The following is a 19,018-nucleotide window of genomic DNA, read 5'->3' on the forward strand; positions in this document are numbered from 1 at the left end:
ACTATGAAAATAGTAAGTACTAACATTGGAGAAAGGACCACAGTAATATGGCGCAAAAAAGAAGTCCAAACGGGCATCTTTAAAAAGCCAATAAATCAACCTATTTTCCTAGGTAAAACAGATGTAAAATCAGACAACGTGATTGACAGAAAACATCATGGAGGAGTTTACAAAGCATGCTATTTATTTTCCGCACATCATTATCCCTACTGGAAAGAAAAATATCCAAATCTAGATTGGGACTATGGTATGTTTGGAGAAAACCTTACCGTAGCTAGTTTTGATGAAACGCAACTTTATATTGGTAATATTTATAAAGTTGGTAGTGCTCTGGTCCAAATATCTGAACCTAGACAACCTTGTTTTAAATTAGGGATTAGGTTTAATAATGCCGCTGTGATTAAAGAATTTTTAGAATATCCCAGTCCAGGCACCTACATTAAGGTATTGCAAGAAGGAACTGTAAAGGTAGGGGACGAATTTGTTTTACAACAAGAACACCCAGCCAAATTTACTGTTCAGGAATATTATGAGCTAGCTACCAACCAAACCACCGAACCGTCTGTAATTAAAAAAGCACTTGTTTGTGATGCTGTTAAACCAGAGAAACAAGAAAAATATAGCCAGTTGCTCAACTAAAAAACCCCGGCTAAAAGCCGGGGTTCCCACAAACTGAATAAATTAACTAAAAACTAAACTGCTTCGTGTTAGAACTGTAGCTTATTTTACTACTACAGTTTCTTTAAAAGATTTTTGGTTGTCTACAACTACTACAGTGTAATCGTTCTCAAAAGCATTTTCAAAGTTGAATGCCTTTTCTATTACCAATTCGCCTTCTAATATTTCTTTAAATACCACTCTACCTTCAGAATCGTATACCTTTATAGTAACGTCTTGCTGGTCTAAATTCAACAAGTTCATAAACAACTTGTTTCCTTTCTTTTTAAATATTGGGTCTAGCTTTACAGCCATTAAGTTCTTTTCTACCTCATTAACTTTACCACCGAAAGTTGTTTCTGGTCCTTTTGCAAAGCTTGCAACTGTTGCAAACATGATTGCTACTACTGTTAAGTTTCTTAAGATTGCTTTCATAACTCAATCGTTTAATATGTTAGTAAAAACTTACACTGCAAACATACGCCCGTTGTACTATGCCATTCTACACCAATTTTTGCCAATATCTATGCTATATTACCCTATACCCAATGTTAATTTATTGTAAACGGTAATTTTACACAGTTTTTTGGTAAATTTGCACAGAAACATGGGTATTCCCCCAAATATGAGTCCTATGGAAGTATTAAAACACAAACCCGCATTTGAAGCCATTGAGCCCAACTTTGGTTATTCTTTTACATACCATAAATATGATGAGTATAATCTAAATAATTTTACGGCTTGGCACTACCATCCAGAATTAGAGTTAGTATACATTAATGGTGGTTCTGGTAAGCGCCAAATAGGCAGCCACGTTTCTTACTTTAGAGACGGCGACCTTATATTAATAGGTAGCAACTTACCCCATTGTGGCTTTACCGATAAACTTACAGGCAACAAAAGTGAATCTGTAATACAGATGAAAAAAGATTTTCTTGGTAATGATTTCTTTGAGATTCCAGAAATGAAGAAAATTAAAAATTTGTTTGAAATCTGTAAAAGTGGTATTGCTTTCTATGGCAAAACGAAAACTAAGATTGGCGAAAAAATAGAAATATTAGAATACCAAACTGATTTTCAACGTTTGCTATCCATTCTTAATATTTTAAATGAACTTGGTTCTACAGATGAATATAAAGTTCTAAATGCAGATGGTTTTACCATGCAGAGTGAAGTTAAGGACAATGACCGTATAAATATTGTATTTAACCATGTAAAGACCAATTTTAAAGAAGAAATTAAACTAGAACAGATTGCTGACATGGTAAGTATGACAGTCCCTTCTTTTTGCAGATACTTTAAAAAAATCACCAATAAAACCTTTACACAATTTGTAAATGAATATAGGTTGGTACACGCGTCTAAATTATTAGCAGAGCAACCTATGAGTATCACAGAGGTGTGTTATGAAAGTGGGTTTAATAATTTTTCTCATTTTAATAAATCTTTTAAAGCATTCACAGGTCAAAACCCGTCTGAATATCGCAATCAATTAAAATCGGTTTTACATTAGTGTAATGTTTGGACTGCAACGTATAGATTTAGATTTACCACAGGCAGAGATTCTTTATTTTCCTAATTTTTTAGATAAAGAAACGGCAGACCACTACTATAAAGTATTATTAGAACAAACGCCATGGCAACAAGACCAGATTAAAGTATTTGGTAAAACCTATGACCAACCTAGACTAACTGCGCTATATGGAAATAACGGTAAAAGTTATAGCTACTCCTCTATTATAATGGAACCTCATCCTTATACGGATAGTTTAATGGAGCTATTACAAAAGCTTACCCATATTACCGACCATCAGTTTACCACTTGTCTTTTAAATCTATATCGTGATGGCAGCGATAGCAACGGCTGGCATGCAGATAACGAGAAAGAATTAGGGATTAATCCTGTTATAGCCTCTGTAAGTTTGGGTCAAGAACGTATGTTTCATTTAAAACATCGTACAGAGAAATCACTCAAAAGAAGTCTACTTTTAGAACACGGTAGTTTATTATTGATGCAAGGCGAAACGCAACACCACTGGTTGCACCAGATACCCAAAACTAAAAAGCCTATTGCACCACGGATTAACCTCACCTTTAGACGCATCGTATAGTAAAATAGTATTTTTAAGGGTGATACTTTATCTTTGTAATGCTATGAAAAAAGAATTTACGGAGCGGGAATTAGACCGCATTATAGAAATGGCATGGGAAGACAGAACCCCGTTTGAGGCCATTACCTTTCAATTTAATATTTCTGAACAAGAAACTATAGAACTTATGCGCAAGCACATGAAGCCTAGTAGCTTTAGAATGTGGCGTAAGCGTGTACAAGGCAGAAAAACAAAACACCTAAAACTAAGAGACAATCAAACTGGTCGTTTTAAATGTTCTAGACAACGCCATATTAGTGGTAATAAGGTAAGCAAGCGTTAACTTACTTAAACAAATCATTTAAAATTTTAGCCAAGCGTATACCGCCTTTCTTAAGGCGGTCAAACATTACTGGGTTGTATTGGTAGCTATAGCTATACTTTAGTTTTTCTCCGGAATTAACAGAACCATATATTTCTGCAGCTAGGGAATGGCTTTCTTCCATCCAATCCAATACAGCACCGGACTCTATGGCTTTCTTTTGAGCTTTACTCGTTGTACGTATGAGTTCGTCTCCCAATTCATGAAAACTCATCCCGTAAGATTCAATTAAATTAGTGTCCCAGACTTTGTGTAGGTTACTGCCCTCGTTAAACCATCGTACTTGTATATCATTACCACCTTTATCTGCAGCCCTACCCGCATGCATTGGTTGGTGCATATCTCCTACTAGGTGCACCAAAAATTTCAAATGAAATACTTTATCTGCTTCGGTGGTATTATTATCTAAGAGTACACGTTTGCATTTTTCTATAGCCGTATACACATCGCCTAAATCACTTTTTTCAGCATCATGATAATGTACATCCAAAGGATAATTCACATAGTGCCAAGGTCCGTACTTAGAGTAACTTCTATCACTTTTAATCTCATCTGCATAGGTAGACACAAAAGCCAGACTATGCCCTGCTAACAATTTATCAATTTGCTTTTTAGCTTTTTTACTTAAATAATGTTCGGCCACATGCCCTGTAACACGATGCCCTTTTTTACCCCAAAGGGTGTTTGCATTGGTTGTGGTAATGGTAAAAGCTAAAAGAAATAGGAATAAAGCGCGCATTCAAAAAAATTTCTGGCGAATATACCATTGCCTTTTTAACCTAGTGTTAAATCTAAGGGGCTTTTAACCTTTTATTATCATCTTGTACCTTTTCAAAATAGACCTATGAAAACATCTGCCAAAAAGAAAAAACTATTAAAAATAGCAGCAATCGTCTTAGCCACAGCGCTTTTATTACCACTGCTTTTTGTTTTTGCTGTATATATAGGCGTATTTGGCAAACTACCCACTAAACAAGAGTTGGCGACCATAGAACACCAGCAAGCTTCTGAAGTTTATTCGGCGGATGGTTTTCTTATAGGTAAGTTTTATTTAAATGACAGACAACCGATTCCTTTAAAACGAATGCCACAAAATCTACTCCAAGCATTGATATCCATTGAAGACGAACGATTTTATGACCATAATGGTATTGACTTAAAAAGTATGTTTCGTGTAGCGTTTAAAAGCATTCTTTTAGGTGATAAAAGTGCGGGTGGCGGTAGTACGTTAACGCAACAACTGGCAAAAAATCTATATCCACGTAGTGAGCGTACCTCTAAAAATATAGCTGTAAATAAGGTAAAAGAAATGCTCATAGCCAAGAGATTAGAAACAAATTATGATAAGAATAAAGTCTTAGAACTCTATCTAAACACTGTTTCTTTTGGAGATAACACTTATGGTATTGAAGCCGCTGCACGCAAATTTTTTGATAAGCCTACAGATTCTCTTTTGATAGAGGAATCGGCGGTTCTAGTTGGGATGCTTAAGGCTACTTATGGTTATAATCCTAGATTATTCCCAGAACGAAGTTTAGAGCGCAGAAATTTGGTGCTCTACAATATGCAACGTAATAGTTTTATAGCTGAAGAAGAAAAAGATAGTTTGCAACAACTCCCATTAGTACTAAACTACCGAGACTATGACCACAATAATGGTATAGCCCCTTATTTTAGAGAAGCGGTACGTAAAGAGTTGTTAGCTTGGGCAAATGATAAAGATGTAAACATTTATACTTCTGGATTAAAAATACAAACTACGCTCCATTATGGCATGCAGCAATTAGCAGAAGAAGCCATGACGGAACATATGAAAAAGCTACAAAAGCAGTTTGAAGATGGCTATGGTAAAAGAGCTCCTTGGTTATCTAAAAAATCAATCATGAAAGCTGCTAAAAAGCTTTCTAAATACAAACACTGGCAACAAGTGGGTTTATCAGAAAAACAAATTCAGGATAGCTTATCAATTAAGCGAAAAATGACCTTCCCTACGTACAATGGCGAAGAAGAGGTGATGGCTAATAGCTTGGACAGTTTACAACATTTTATGAAGTTTTTAAATGTTGGTAGTATTGGCATACATCCAAAAAGTGGAGCTGTCAATACATGGATTGGCGGAGTTAATTTTAGCTATTTTAAGTATGACCATGTTAATCAAAGTAAACGCCAAGTGGGGTCTACCTTTAAACCGATTGTTTATTTAACTGCCTTAGAAAATGGAGTAGCACCTTGCGATTATTTTTCGGCTAGAGAAGTGGAATATCAAAATTTAAAAGGTTGGTCTCCTAGTAATTCGGGTAATAAGGACGAAGCATATTTAAATTATTCATTAGAAGAAGCACTATCCCAGTCTGTAAATACAGTAACAGTAAAGGTTTTAGAAAAAACAGGCTTAGAAAGAGTGCTCGCTCAAGCTACTGAGATGGGTATACAAACAGATTTACCTAAAGAACCTTCTATTGCTCTAGGCACAGGTGAGATACCAATGACAGAAATGGCTAGCGTTTATAGCTCCTTTATTAATCATGGTAGACCAATACGTCCTTATATAATTCAACAAATTAGGTCTTACCAAGATTCGGTTCTTTACAAGCATCAACAAGAAAAACCAGTAACAAGTGCCTATAGTGAGGATAACCGGAAAATAATGCTACACATGATGCAATCCGTTGTCAATAATGGTACGGCATCTCGCCTAAGAAGTTCTTATGGACTAAAAAATGCTATTGCTGGCAAAACGGGTACCACACAAAATAATAAAGATGCGTGGTTCGCAGCAATTACCCCCAAATATGTAAACATTACTTGGGTGGGCTTAGACAATCATGAGATTGGTTTCAGCAATACCGCCATTGGTCAAGGAGCAAACGCAGCACTGCCCGTTTTTGCCAAGCTCTACCAAAAAATGAATGCCGAAGCTCAGTTTGACAGTATTACAAAAGCCATTTTTAGTCCATTGACGCCAGAACAGCAAGCAAAACTTGCCTGTGACCCTATAAAAAAAGACGGATTCTTAAAACGATTGTTCACCAATCCAAAGAAGAAAAAGAAGAAGAAATTTCGTGGCTAAGATAATTTCAATATATTTATGATATCATTTTAATATCATTTTTATAAAATAACCACTATGACAAACGAAATTACTTTAAAGCCAATCAATGGCTACCTCATGCTTTTTCTTGCCTTACTATTATTATTTGGTGGCGTATTTATGTTATTTAATAACGGTAGCCTACTTTTTATACTAGCTGTTTTTACAGGACTCTTACTTGCCATGGGTTTGGTTTTAGTGAATCCTAACAGTTCTAGAGTGCTTCTTCTATTTGGAAAATATGTTGGGACTATAAAACAAAATGGCCTGTACTGGGTAAACCCATTATTTTCTAAGAAAAAGATATCCTTAAGGGCAAGTAATTTTGATAGTGAAAGGTTAAAAGTGAACGATAAACTTGGGAACCCAGTAATGATTAGTACGATACTTGTATGGCGGGTTACAGATACTTATAAAGCCGCTTTTGATGTTGATGATTATAAAAATTTTGTACGCGTACAAACTGATGCAGCTGTACGCAAACTAGCTAGTATGTATCCCTACGATAATTTTGCAGACGAAGGTATAGAAGAAGATATTACGTTGCGCTCTAGCGTTAACGAGGTGAGTGAGGCTTTGGAAAAAGAAATTCAAGACCGCCTACAAATGGCAGGGATTCAAGTATTAGAAGCAAGGATTGGTTATCTTGCCTACGCACAAGAAATTGCCAATGCAATGCTTAAAAGACAGCAGGCCACTGCCATTGTAGCCGCAAGACACAAAATTGTAGAGGGCGCAGTTAGCATGGTAGAAATGGCTTTAGAAGAACTTAATAAAAAAGATATTGTAGCCTTAGATGAAGAACGTAAAGCTGCCATGGTAAGTAATCTTATGGTGGTACTTTGCTCAGATAAAGATGCGTCTCCAGTAGTGAATACAGGAACTTTAAATCATTAATATGAAAGCATACAAAGTAGTCCAATTTGTTGGTGGATTGGCCAAAAACGTACAGCGTTTGGAAAGTGTTTTAAACGCGCATGCAAAAAATGGCTGGGAGTACAAGCAATACTTGGAAAATACAGGGAGAATTATAATGGAAAGAACTAAAAATAGATGAGACTAGTCGTACAAATTGTAATCGCTTTTATTGTTGTTACATGCTCTGCGCAGCATAAACAGGCCAAAATAATGTTTAATTATGATGGTGTTAGTTTTAAAGGGATATTATCTTATCCTGAAAGCAAAAAACCAATGCCTTTAGCCATTTTTATTCCTGGTTCCGGACCTGTAGACATGGACGGGAATCAAAAACCCATGCTGCAAGCAGACTACATTTTGCAACTTGCAGATAGTTTAAACAATAGAGGTATTGCCTTTTGGCGCTTTGACAAGGCTGCAGTTCTAAACGATATTATTGCAAAAAAACCCGAGTTAGTCTTTGAAGACTTAGTGCAAAATGTTGGCCAAATGCTTACTCATTTTGAGGATAACGGTAATTTTTCAGGATACCATATTTTAGGTCACAGCCAAGGTTCCTTGGTAGGTATGCTACAAAAGCACCCAAAAATTAAAAGTTTTACTTCTATTGCTGGGCCTGCTAACAGTATAGACACTATCTTAATCCATCAAATAAAAAAGCAAAGCCCAGAACTAGCTGCTATTGCTTCCAAGCATTTTAAAGAACTAATGGCAACGGATACCATACAGGAACTGAATCCTATGCTATTCTCCATATTTGCACCTCAAAATCAAAAATTTATACGCTCGTGGGCCAATTACAATCCTGCAGAAGAATTAAAAAAATTAGAACTCCCGGTTCTTATTCTTAATGGCGATTTAGACATACAAGTTTCTATTACAGAAGCGGAAGCTTTATATAAAGCTAGTCCTAAAGCAACCTATCAAATTTTAGATAATACTACCCATGTTTTAAAAGAAGTCGCTTTAAAAGAAAAAGGCCTTGAAACGTATACCAATCCAAACTTCCCAATTTCTCCCCAACTAATTAATGCGATAGAAAAATTTATTAAGCTACATGAGTAAGAAGAAAGCCTTTGCTCTACGTTTAAATGAAGACATGCTTAAAGCCATAGAAAAATGGGCTTCAGACGAGTTTCGTAGTACTAATGGCCAGATTGAATGGATGCTTATGAAAACGCTGAAAGAGGCAAAAAGAGCACCCAAAAAAGAAGAATAAAACCCTAGTGGAAATATTTGTGATTTATTTAACAGCACAAACTGTTAAATTCGGGGCAGCTAATTCAAAAAATTATCATGGCCAAGTACTTTGCCACACTCCTTGCTATTGTCTTTTTTCAAATAATCAATGCACAGGTTTCTAGCAAATCTTTTGTTGTAAAACACACGGACAAACCCATAGTTTTAGACGGTGTTTTGGATGAGACCGATTGGGAAAAAGCCCAGAGCGTCACTAATTTTCATCAATATTTTCCTGTAGATACTGTAATGGCTGTGCAACCTACAGAAATTAAAATGTTGTATGATGAAACCACCTTGTATGTAGCTGTAAAAGGGTATAGTGAAGGTAGAGACTATATCACTCAATCTTTACAACGGGACTTTAGAGGTGGAGGAATAGACCAAATAAGCCTACTTTTTGATACGTTTAATGACGGTACCAATGCCTTTTTATTTGGTATAAATCCCTTTGGAGTACGCAGAGAAGCCCTTATTTCTAATGGTGGTTTAGATCGTGGAGACTTTACTACTTCTTGGGATGTAAAGTGGAAGGGAGAATCTAAAATTTATGATAATTACTTTATCTCAGAAATTGCTATTCCACTCACCTCTTTTAAATTCAGAGAAGGAGAAACCAAATGGCGGTTTAATAGCTACCGATTAGACATGCAAGCCAATGAACGCAGTTCGTGGATTAGGATACCGCAAAACCAACTTATTTTTAGTCTTGCTTTTATGGGCGATATGGTTTTTGAAAAACCCTTAGGTAAAAGCAGAACACCCCTAGCTATAATCCCTTATGTAAATGGTATTGTGGCTAAGAATCACGAAGAAAACCAACAACTTAATAATTTTAAAGTAGGGGCCGATGCTAAAGTTGCTATTGGCAATAGCCTAAATTTGGATTTAACCGTAAATCCAGATTTCTCTACCGTAGAGGTAGATAATTTTATTACTAACCTTACCCGGTTTGAGGTTGCCTTGCCAGAGAGACGCCAATTTTTTGTGGATAACAACGATTTATTTGGCAGTTTTGGGGGCACTAGAGATGCAAATCCTTTTTTTTCTAGACGTATTGGTATTGCCAAAGATACCGCAGATAATACTATAGAAAACAGAATTTTAGGAGGCTTACGGTTAAGTGGTAAACTCAATAAAAACTTGCGTATAGGTTTTCTTAATATACAAACAGAAGAAGATAAGGAGAACGAAATTGCCTCTAACAATAATATGATGATAGCGCTGCAACAAAAGGTATTTTCCCGCTCTAACATCAGCGCTTTTTTTATCAATAGGCAAGCTATTGGCGCAGAAGATTTTTTACCAGAAGACGAAATTTACAATCGCGTTATCGGTATAGATTACAACCTCGCTTCTGCCGATAATAGTTGGAATGGTAAAGCTTATGCGCACAAATCTTTTCAACCTAATAATAGCGATGGTAATTTATCCCTCGGTGTATTTGCCATAAAAAATACCAAATACCTTTCTGCCTTTGTTGATGTAGTTTCTATTGATGATGATTTTTCTTCAGATTTAGGATTCATCCGCAGAACAGATATTTTTAAAGTAGCTAACGGATTAACGGGTCGCTTTTGGCCAAAAAAAGGAAAGATAAACCGTTTTGAGAGCGAGCTTTTCCAGACCATTACATGGCGACCTGGATTAGATTTTTTATATTCTGATTATAATATCAATTTTGGAACTACCGCATTTTTTAAAACACTAGAACGTTTAGAATTTGGCTTAAATAAACGCTATGTGTATTTAACAGATAGTTTTGACCCTTCTCGTAAAGACGATGCTTTAGAATTACCTGCAAATAGTGCTTACCACTTTAATAGTTTTTCTCTAGGCTTTTCTTCTGATGAAAGACGCGTTTTCTCTTATCGCATACAGCCTAGTTATGGCGAATTTTTTAATGGTAATCGTTTATCCGTAGAATCACGATTCAATTTTAGATTTCAACCAAAAGTAGAAGTAGGCCTTAATTTGCAATACGATAACATAAGTTTACCACAACCCTATTCTAGTGCAGACATTTGGCTGATTAGTCCTAGAGTCAACATAACTTTTTCTAAAAGTGTTTTCTGGTCTACCTTGGTACAGTATAGTAACCAACGCGACAATTTAGGAATCAATTCAAGATTACAATGGCGTTTTGCTCCATTATCAGATTTATTCCTGGTATACAATGATAATTACTTTGTGGAAAGCTTTATGCCTAGAAGCCGTAGCATCAACTTAAAGTTTACCTATTGGCTTAATATCTAGCAGTCCTCTTTTTTCTATATTTGATAAATTCCAAACCAATATGAATCAACTGCCACTAACGGAGGACACCGTTATTATTGGCCTATTAGCATTGTGTTTAGGCTTTGTTTTTTACACCTCTTCTAAATCTACAGGCTTTTGGAGCAAATTCTATAAAATAGTACCTGGTGTACTTATGTGCTATTTATTGCCAGCCGTTTTAACCAGTTCTGGTTTGGTTTCAGAAGCAGATTCTAATTTGTATTACATCGCAAGTAGATACTTGTTACCAGCTGCCCTTATTTTAATGACGCTTAGTATTGACCTAAAAGCCATAGCCAATTTAGGTTCTAAGGCGCTCATCATGTTTTTTACGGGTACCGTAGGTATAATTATTGGTGGCCCTTTAGCCATCCTAATTGTGTCTATCTTTTCTCCAGAAACTGTGGGTGGAGCAGGCTTTGATGCTGTTTGGAGAGGATTGACCACTATTGCTGGCAGTTGGATTGGCGGTAGCGCTAACCAAGCAGCCATGTTAGAGATTTTTCAATACAACCAAGACAAATACGGTGGTATGGTGTTGATAGACATTGTAGTTGCAAACGTTTGGATGGCCGTCGTCTTATTTGGTATTGGTAAATCCAAAAAAATAGATACTTGGTTACAGGCAGACACCTCTTCTATAGAAGTCTTAAAAGAAAAAGTGAAAGCACACACTGAAAAAATCACTAGAGTCCCTACCCTACACGATTTTATAATGCTCTTTTTCTTTGCCTTCTTTGGGGTAGGTCTATCCCATTTTTTTGGCAATTCTATTGCTCAATTTTTAGAAGATAATTTTGAAATTATTCGCAATAAGGAAAAGATTCTTTCTTCCCTCAGTTCAACCTTTCTTTGGATGGTAGTAGTAGCAACAGCTTTTGGCATTCTGCTTTCTTTTACCAAAGCAAAAAACTATGAAGGAGCAGGAGCTAGTAAAATAGGCAGGTTATTCGTGTACATTTTGGTAGCTACTATTGGGATGAAAATGGATTTAGGTAAAGTCTTAGAAAATCCAGGACTAATTGCCATAGGTTTTGCGTGGATAATTATACATGCCTTACTCTTAATTGTAGTAGCTAAGTTGATAAAAGCACCTTACTTTTTCTTAGCGGTAGGGAGCCAAGCCAATGTTGGCGGTGCAGCGTCTGCCCCTATTGTAGCTGCAGAATTTCATCCTTCGTTAACTTCCGTAGGTATTTTGTTGGCTGTATTCGGCTATGTAGTGGGTACAGTAGGCGCCTATTTATGTGCCATTTTAATGGAAGTTGCCGCAACTATGTAAATAACTTGTGCATATTACCTCTTTTAAAAATCGATTTAATTAAGATATTTGCCACTTTAAATTTGATGATGAAGAAACTAATCTTAACCTTAGGAATTATTTCCATTTTGGCTTCTTGCGGGAGCGACCCAAGTAAGACTATGCAACTAACTGGGACCATTAAGGGACTTAAAAAAGGAACCTTATATCTACAAAAAATACAGGACACCACTATGGTTACTGTAGATTCTATAGCTTTTCATGGCGATGGTTCTTTTGAGTTTGAGCAACCTTTAGAACATCCAGAATTATTTTTCTTGCATTTAGACCGAGCAGATAATAACACTTTTAATGACCGTTTGCAGTTTTTTGGTGAAGCAGGCCAAGTTACTATTACCACTAATTGGGATGAGTTTGATCAAGCTAAAATAATCGGTTCTGCCAGCCAAACTGATTATGAGGAATACCAAAATATCATTTCTAATTTTCATAAAAAAGACTTAGAGTTAGCCCAATTAGCCTACAATGTGCAGGATACTACAAAATTAGACTCTTTACAAACTGCGGCGGAGCGCAATTACTTAAGAAGATATGGCTACATCTTAAACTTTGGTTTAACACACCCTAAAAGCTATGTTACCCCTTTTGTTACAGTTAGAGATGGCGCAGAGGCTAACCCAAAATATCTAGATTCTGTTTACAACAACCTAGATACAAAAGTGGCCAACTCTACCTATGGTAAGGAGCTGGCCAAGCTTTTAAAAAAATAATATTTTGGTGGAATTTAACTTGTAGCTAAATCGTTCAAAGATGAGATTAAATCCGTAGCCTCTCTTTCTAATTGGTTACGGATTTCTTTATAATGTACCTTTTTGTTTTCAACATCTTTTTGGTGCACCTTCTCTAAAAGATTATCAAAAGTAGCAATAGCTTTATCTATCAATTCTGAACCCTCTTTAGAATTAATATTTCCGGTTTCTGCTTCCCACTGGTATACTGCATCAATAATATCCCCTAGAACGTAGTTGATATCTTTCTTTAAATTCTTTACACTTGCCATTCTTCTAAATTTTGAGCAAAGGTAGTTACTAAATAGTTACCTCTAACAATTTAACACCACTAGTTGCAATTGCTATTTTGGTAGATGATGCTGGCACTAAAATAGTTTCTCCTTTAGTTAATTCTGCACTACCATAGTCATTAGTCACAGTAGCACTGCCCTCAACACACATGTATATGGTGAAAGAATCTCTTGTAGTTACATCTTGCGATAAATCCTTCTCTAAATCCAAAAAATTGGTTTTAAAATAAGGACAATCTACCATGCCATTAACTTGGTCTTTAGTAGTATTATACGCTACTTTAAAATCGTCTTTTTTAGTATAATCAATAGCATCTAAGGCTAAATCTGTATGTAATTCTCTTAAATTTCCTTCTTTGTCTTTTCTATTGAAATCAAAAACACGGTATGTAATATCTGATGTTTGCTGTATTTCTGCTAATAAAACACCAGCACCTATAGCATGTATTTTACCTGTATTAATAAAAAAGGTATCGCCAGAGGTTACTTCTTCATAATTCAATAAATCCAACAGGGTATCATCTTCCAAGCTTTTCTTGTAAGCTTCTTTCTCAACGTCTTTATTAAAACCAACAATAAGTTTAGCTCCAGGATCTGCATCCATGATGTACCACATTTCGGTTTTACCAAAAGAGTCGTGTCGCTCTTTGGCTAGAGCATCATTAGGATGTAATTGAATTGATAAATCTTGTTTAGCATCTATGAACTTAATTAATATAGGAAACTCTCTACCAAAACGATTTACCACACTTTTACCTAGTAAAGCTTCGCCTTGTTCATCTATAAGTTCTTGTAAGGAAGTACCTTTTATTGCGCCATTAGAAACTATAGAAACATCGCCTTTAACAGCAGACAGCTCCCAACTTTCTCCTGTTGTATCAGTTTCACTTGGCTTGTTAAAAAGCGACTTTAATTTTTCTCCACCCCATAGACGGTCTTTCATAATAGGGTTAAACTTTAATGGATATAGTCCCATAATAATTTCGTATTATTTTTCTTACAAATTATAACGTCGTGTTTGCAGTTTAAGTATTAATTTGCTTAGCCCGTATAGGTTACAAAATTACGAGGAGTCTCGTACAATTGTATTTCCAATTCGTTTTCAGCTATAATATGTGGTCTCAATTTATTAAATATTACTACTGCAATATTCTCTGCTGTAGGGTTTAGATTGGCAAACTCTGGCACGTCTAGATTTAAATTTCTGTGGTCCAAGGGTTCTATAACATGTTCTTTAATTAGGTCTTTTAACACCTTCATATCCATCACATAGCCAGTCTCTTTATCAATCTCGCCAGTAACACTTACGATTAAATCGTAATTATGCCCATGAAATTTGGGATTGTTGCATTTACCAAAAATCTCCTGATTCTTGTCAAACGTCCAATCCTCTCTGTATAATCTATGTGCAGCGTTAAACTGTGCTTTTCTGCTTACTTTAACCCTCATGTACTTGTTGCATTAAATGATTATAAAATTTATCAAAAATAATCTTGAACCAAGCTGTGTAGTTTTCCGGATGCGTAGCAATGTCTTCTTTCACTGCCTTGGGCGTCATCCATTTCCAAGCTTGCACTTCTTCTGGATTAATCTTAGGTTCTCCTTCAAAATAGCCCACCATTACATGGTCAAATTCATGCTCTGTAAGGCCATTGTCAAAAGGTGCTTTATAAATGAATGAGAAAATTTCTTTAAGGTCTACCACAAAGCCCATTTCTTCCATCAATCTGCGTTTACCAGCCTCTAGATTGGATTCACCATCTCTTTGATGGCTGCAACAAGTATTAGTCCAAAGATTTGGGGTATGGTATTTATGTGCGGCACGCTGCTGCAACATAATCTCTCCCTTTTTATTCAACACAAATACTGAGAATGCTCTATGTAGTAACGCCTTCTCATGCGCTTCCATTTTTGGCATTAATCCAATTTGTTGGTCATTGGAGTCTACCAAAATCACTTTTTCTTCCATGGCATAAAAATAAAGTCTTTATACGACTCTAGCTGCCAACAGATAGATAAATTGTAAAGGAAAATGTTAGAAGAAACGAGGGGACTTTAAATTTCCTTCTGAGCGTAGAAACTCAAATCTAAAAATAACCTCAAAAGAACCATCATTAAAACTAGTGGAACCTAATTCTGTTATTTCTCTATCATAAGCTAAACCTAAAAACATTTGCTCAGAAATATTAAAACCAAACATACCGCTAAATGCAGCATCCCAACGGTAGGCAACGCCACCAATAAATTTTTCATTAAACATAAAGTTGGCAGATAAATCTACTTGTAAAGGCGCTCCATTGACCATCTTTCCTAGGACAGCTGGTTTAAATTTAAGGTTGTCATTTAAATCCCAAACGTAGCCGGTAATCAGATAAAAATTCATCCGTTCTTTTGCTACAGATTGCGAAGATTCTGCAAAATGTTCCGTTTCTAAAAAGCGAGGCACAGATAAGCCTGCATAAAATTTTTCTGTATGATAGTATACTCCTGCACCAATATTTGGCGAAAAACGATTGTCTATATTCGCTTGTAGTGTGGCATCTGAACCCTGTACATCATCTTGATTCAATTGATCAAAATCTACGTTTAACAAATGAGCACTTGCTTTAAGGCCAAAACTCAATCTACCCTCTGCACTAGTGTAAATGGTATATGAAAAATCGGCATCAAAATAGGTTTCAGAAGTAGGTCCTATTTTATCATTAACAATAGACACTCCCAACCCTACACCACGGTAGCCTATAGGAGAATGCACATTTAATGTCTGAGTTTCTGGAGCACCATCTAAACCAATCCACTGATTACGGTACAAGGCTGCCAAACTTAAGTGACCACGAGAACCCGCATAAGCCGGATTTACACTCATGGTATTGTACATGTATTGTGTATACTGGGCATCTTGTTGCGCATTGATGGTACCTAAAGTCATTACCAACGCTACAAAAGCTAAAGTTGTTTTTTTATGTTTGAATATGTACTTAAACATACTAGTTTGTTTTATCTATTGATATAAATGTATCCTGACAATTGCTTCATATTCCCGATGGAATCTTCGTAATTGATGATGTAGAAATACGTACCAACAGGTAATTTTCTATCCTGATCTACGGTTACTCTACCTTCGGATGTGCCATCAAAAACATTACCATTAGAGTTGTAAGCTTTTGTTTGGTATACTAAAACACCCCAACGATTGTATATTTTAACCGTGTTGTTGGGGAAATTCTCAATGTTTGCAATTCGTAATACATCATGTACACCATCGCCATTAGGAGTTACCACATTAAAGACTTCTATTTCTGTTTCTTGCTGAATTAAATCTGGATCTAAGTAATTTGGAATACCATCCTCATCGGTATCATCATTTGCAAAATTTCCATCTAAATCCACATCTTCGTCAGTAGTCTCTATACCATCACCATCGTCATCTGTATCTCTAAAATCAGGGATACCATCTTGGTCTGTATCTGGTAAGTCTACTACTGGGTCGTTAATTTCATCATTTACATCCGTATCTACAGTTGCATCGCCTTCGTAACCATCATTAAGACCATCGTTATCTTTGTCAGAATCTACCCATACCACATCTGGTAAGCCATTCTGGTCAAAGTCGTTACCTTCTATATTGTCTGGAACACCATCTCCATCGGCATCTTCATCTACGTAATCTGGTAATCCGTCCAAATCTGTATCTACAGGTATAATCCCTAGATTACCATCTTGCTCGTAAGCATCGTCTAGACCATTGTTATTAGCATCAACACCAGTTGGAGCAATATAACCATCAGTAGTTTGTGCCTCAATATTATCTGGGATACCATCATCATCACTATCTATATCTAAATAATCTGGGAAACCATCATTATCAGTATCTGTAGGATTGGTAGCTGGGTCATTATCGCCATCGGCATTTAAATCTTCAAAACTATCTAGAATTCCATCCCCATCCGTATCTAAAATAACCTGGTCTGTTACCACTACTGTAATGGTAGATGTACTACAGTTACCTAGCGCATCACAAACCGTGTAATCAAACATATCGGTACCATCAAAATCTGTATCTGGTGTATAGGTAATAACATCATCACTAGGGTCATTAGGTGTACCATTATCATCTACTACCACAGTACCATTTGTTGGTTCTGTAAAGGTTAATGTTCCTGTTGATGGCAAATCATTATCGTTGACTGCCCAATCTATTGTAATTGGTGTATCTTCTTCTGTAGTTACCACATCTGGTATCGCGTCTACAATTGGGTTTACATCTACTGTTACTGTTGTGGTAGAGCAATCGCCAAAACTATTACATAAGGTATACTCAAAAACATCTTGTCCATTAAAATCTGGATTTGGTGTATACATGACAATGTCGTCCGTAGGGTCGTTTGGTGTGCCATTCTCATCTACAGATACTACACCATTTGCCGGTTCTGTAAAAGTTAAAACCCCAGTATCTGGCAATTCCGAATCGTTATCAAATATTGGAATTTGAACGGAATCATCTTCATCCACTACTGCAAAATCTTCTACCAAAATAGCAGCTTGGTCCATACAAACAACCGTGAATCTTGGTAACGCAAAGCTATTATTGGCTTTGGTAATTGTGGCCACATAACGTTCAACATCTTGAGTTGCTGTTACCGTGGGTTGCGTACCACTCATACTCGGATTGTTCCAGTCTATGGTTGCGCTGCCACTAATATTCTGGGATACGTCTAAAGTAACCTCATTATAGGGCGAATTGCAATTAGTTACTATAAAATATCCTGTAGCATTAGAACCGCACAGCGTACCATCATAGGTTGCAAAATAAACTCCAGGTTCGGTTACTTCATAAAAGGAATTTGTTCCTAAAACGGTTGCTGTGTCCGAAGCCTCAAACCACCTAAAGTTATTTTGATCACTATCTGTTGGCGCTTGTAGTAAAAACTGAGCAGAAACACTGCCCATACCCATTATAAAAAGGAATATGGACAGGAGTTTTATTTTATGTGTAATGGATGTATCCAAAATTTGATGAGCTTTAGATGATTACTTTACTACAAATACTACGTTGATCAACGAATTGTAATCTGCAGGTTGCCCAATAATCTCATAACTTAGAACACCATTAGCATCAATGCTCATCGTGGCCGTATTAAATACTGTAGGATCTGCATAGGTTACGTAGTAATAAAGCTCCGTAGCCGTGTAAGTTGGCAAGGCAGCTGGTGCGCCAGCACTACCTACTGTTGGGCTACCGTACTGTGCCATATACTGCGCATGCAAGTCTATAGAGAACGTTCCATTTATAGAGGCATCTACAGCAATTGATGGCGGATAAAAAATTCTTGCCGCTTTAGATGTAATTGGAGCAATTGCTTGTATAACCTCTTGTACATTAGTCTCTGCCGTAGGTGAAGCTTCACCACCCTCATCTACGTCTATTGGAGTTCTTAAGTTAACTTCATCATCAAACTGGTCATCAGAACCAATATCTGTCAATGGAACATCTAGGTTACCCCCACCATCAGTAATCCTTAGGTTACCTCCAGATACGGTAAAACCAGTATTGTATTCATTTCCAATATTACTATCGGCATCATTTACATTTATGGTTACGTTGTTCCCTCCAGTAATAGCAATATAACCTGGGCTACCGTTTGTAGAAAGGGTTTGGTCATCCGTTGCTGGATCTCCTGCCGGACCCTGTGGGCCTTGTGGACCCTGAGGGCCAGTTGGACCTGTTGGGCCTGCAGGTCCTTGTGGACCTGTAGCTCCATCTTGTCCATCTTGACCAGGTTGGCCTTGAGGACCCTGTGGGCCTTGTGGACCTTGAGGACCTTGTGCACCCGTTGGGCCTGCAGGTCCTTGAGGACCTGTTGCTCCGTCTTGTCCATCTTGACCAGGTTGGCCTTGAGGACCCTGTGGACCTTGAGGTCCTTGTGGTCCTTGTGGTCCTTGTGGACCGGCTGGGCCTTGTAGGCCTACTGCACCGTCATTACCTGCTGGTCCTTGTGGACCCGCTGGACCTTGAGCGCCT

21 protein-coding genes are annotated in these 19,018 nt (G+C 36.9%); 12 read left to right on the forward strand and 9 right to left on the reverse strand.

Going from position 1 to position 19,018, the window contains the following annotated elements:
• Positions 1-3: 3 nt before the first annotated feature.
• A complete protein-coding gene (locus HCO57_RS15815) occupies positions 4-639 on the forward strand; it encodes an MOSC domain-containing protein (protein ID WP_167989832.1) in 636 nt (211 codons plus the stop codon).
• An 81-nt stretch (positions 640-720) separates the two neighbouring features.
• On the opposite strand, the gene HCO57_RS15820 is transcribed toward HCO57_RS15815, so the two are convergent.
• Positions 721-1,092 carry a hypothetical protein gene (locus tag HCO57_RS15820; RefSeq protein WP_136952185.1) on the reverse strand — a complete coding sequence of 124 codons (372 nt, stop codon included), beginning with the start codon at positions 1,090-1,092 and terminating at the stop codon, positions 721-723.
• 199 nt (positions 1,093-1,291) lie between these two features.
• Between HCO57_RS15820 and HCO57_RS15825 the strand changes: the two genes are divergently transcribed.
• The 3 genes from HCO57_RS15825 to HCO57_RS15835 are packed head-to-tail and all read left to right on the forward strand — an operon-like array spanning position 1,292 to position 3,090.
• Positions 1,292-2,170, forward strand: coding sequence for an AraC family transcriptional regulator (locus HCO57_RS15825; protein ID WP_167989833.1), 879 nt, complete (start codon positions 1,292-1,294; stop codon positions 2,168-2,170).
• A gap of 4 nt (positions 2,171-2,174) precedes the next feature.
• Positions 2,175-2,768, forward strand: coding sequence for an alpha-ketoglutarate-dependent dioxygenase AlkB family protein (locus HCO57_RS15830; protein WP_167989834.1), 594 nt, complete (start codon positions 2,175-2,177; stop codon positions 2,766-2,768).
• A 43-nt stretch (positions 2,769-2,811) separates the two neighbouring features.
• Positions 2,812-3,090 carry a TIGR03643 family protein gene (locus HCO57_RS15835; protein ID WP_167989835.1) on the forward strand — a complete coding sequence of 93 codons (279 nt, stop codon included), beginning with the start codon at positions 2,812-2,814 and terminating at the stop codon, positions 3,088-3,090.
• Between the two features lies 1 nt (position 3,091).
• Here the strand turns inward: HCO57_RS15835 and HCO57_RS15840 are convergent, their stop codons facing one another.
• On the reverse strand, positions 3,092-3,868 hold the full coding sequence (locus HCO57_RS15840; RefSeq protein WP_167989836.1) for a S1/P1 nuclease: 777 nt from the start codon (positions 3,866-3,868) through the stop codon (positions 3,092-3,094).
• 105 nt (positions 3,869-3,973) lie between these two features.
• Here HCO57_RS15840 and HCO57_RS15845 point away from each other — a divergent pair, with 105 nt between their 5' ends.
• The 8 genes from HCO57_RS15845 (at position 3,974) to HCO57_RS15880 (ending at position 12,685) form a co-directional block, all read left to right on the forward strand.
• Entirely contained in the window at positions 3,974-6,199 is a 2,226-nt protein-coding gene (locus HCO57_RS15845) for a transglycosylase domain-containing protein (RefSeq protein WP_167989837.1), read from the forward strand.
• Between the two features lie 57 nt (positions 6,200-6,256).
• Positions 6,257-7,117, forward strand: a complete 861-nt coding sequence (locus HCO57_RS15850) for an SPFH domain-containing protein (protein WP_136952140.1) — start codon at positions 6,257-6,259, stop codon at positions 7,115-7,117.
• Position 7,118: 1 nt separating this feature from the next.
• The gene (locus HCO57_RS15855; protein WP_167989838.1) at positions 7,119-7,277 is read left to right on the forward strand and encodes a DUF4177 domain-containing protein; all 159 of its coding nucleotides are present in this window, start codon (positions 7,119-7,121) and stop codon (positions 7,275-7,277) included.
• On the forward strand, positions 7,274-8,203 hold the full coding sequence (locus tag HCO57_RS15860; RefSeq protein WP_167989839.1) for an alpha/beta hydrolase: 930 nt from the start codon (positions 7,274-7,276) through the stop codon (positions 8,201-8,203). Before HCO57_RS15855 ends, HCO57_RS15860 begins: the two co-directional genes overlap by 4 nt.
• Positions 8,196-8,357: an Arc family DNA-binding protein gene (locus HCO57_RS15865; protein ID WP_136952143.1), complete on the forward strand. Its 162-nt coding sequence runs from the start codon at positions 8,196-8,198 to the stop codon at positions 8,355-8,357. Before HCO57_RS15860 ends, HCO57_RS15865 begins: the two co-directional genes overlap by 8 nt.
• Positions 8,358-8,434: 77 nt before the next feature.
• Complete coding sequence (locus HCO57_RS15870; protein WP_167989840.1) at positions 8,435-10,633, forward strand: DUF5916 domain-containing protein; 2,199 nt, start codon at positions 8,435-8,437, stop codon at positions 10,631-10,633.
• A 40-nt stretch (positions 10,634-10,673) separates the two neighbouring features.
• Positions 10,674-11,936, forward strand: coding sequence for a DUF819 domain-containing protein (locus HCO57_RS15875; RefSeq protein ID WP_167989841.1), 1,263 nt, complete (start codon positions 10,674-10,676; stop codon positions 11,934-11,936).
• A gap of 68 nt (positions 11,937-12,004) precedes the next feature.
• Positions 12,005-12,685: a DUF4369 domain-containing protein gene (locus HCO57_RS15880; protein ID WP_167989846.1), complete on the forward strand. Its 681-nt coding sequence runs from the start codon at positions 12,005-12,007 to the stop codon at positions 12,683-12,685.
• A 14-nt stretch (positions 12,686-12,699) separates the two neighbouring features.
• On the opposite strand, the gene HCO57_RS15885 is transcribed toward HCO57_RS15880, so the two are convergent.
• The 7 genes from HCO57_RS15885 to HCO57_RS16600 all read right to left on the reverse strand — a co-directional run.
• Positions 12,700-12,975, reverse strand: a complete 276-nt coding sequence (locus HCO57_RS15885; RefSeq protein ID WP_167989842.1) for a hypothetical protein — start codon at positions 12,973-12,975, stop codon at positions 12,700-12,702.
• Positions 12,976-13,003: 28 nt separating this feature from the next.
• Positions 13,004-13,972 (reverse strand): type I phosphomannose isomerase catalytic subunit, encoded by a 969-nt coding sequence (locus tag HCO57_RS15890; protein ID WP_167989843.1) that lies wholly within the window; start codon positions 13,970-13,972, stop codon positions 13,004-13,006.
• Positions 13,973-14,037: 65 nt separating this feature from the next.
• On the reverse strand, positions 14,038-14,445 hold the full coding sequence (locus HCO57_RS15895) for a 6-pyruvoyl trahydropterin synthase family protein (protein ID WP_136952149.1): 408 nt from the start codon (positions 14,443-14,445) through the stop codon (positions 14,038-14,040).
• Positions 14,435-14,965, reverse strand: coding sequence for an isopentenyl-diphosphate Delta-isomerase (gene idi / locus HCO57_RS15900; RefSeq protein WP_167989844.1), 531 nt, complete (start codon positions 14,963-14,965; stop codon positions 14,435-14,437). Before idi ends, HCO57_RS15895 begins: the two co-directional genes overlap by 11 nt.
• 66 nt (positions 14,966-15,031) lie before the next feature.
• A complete protein-coding gene (locus HCO57_RS15905; RefSeq protein WP_136952151.1) occupies positions 15,032-15,982 on the reverse strand; it encodes a type IX secretion system membrane protein PorP/SprF in 951 nt (316 codons plus the stop codon).
• Positions 15,983-15,993: 11 nt separating this feature from the next.
• Positions 15,994-17,952 (reverse strand): gliding motility-associated C-terminal domain-containing protein, encoded by a 1,959-nt coding sequence (locus HCO57_RS15910; RefSeq protein WP_167989847.1) that lies wholly within the window; start codon positions 17,950-17,952, stop codon positions 15,994-15,996.
• A 75-nt stretch (positions 17,953-18,027) separates the two neighbouring features.
• Positions 18,028-19,018: hypothetical protein (locus HCO57_RS16600; protein ID WP_209066182.1), on the reverse strand; the 991-nt coding region annotated here is incomplete at its 5' end.

The sequence above is a fragment of the Croceivirga sp. JEA036 genome (genome assembly GCF_011882165.1).
In the GTDB taxonomy this organism is placed as follows: Bacteria; Bacteroidota; Bacteroidia; order Flavobacteriales; family Flavobacteriaceae; genus Croceivirga.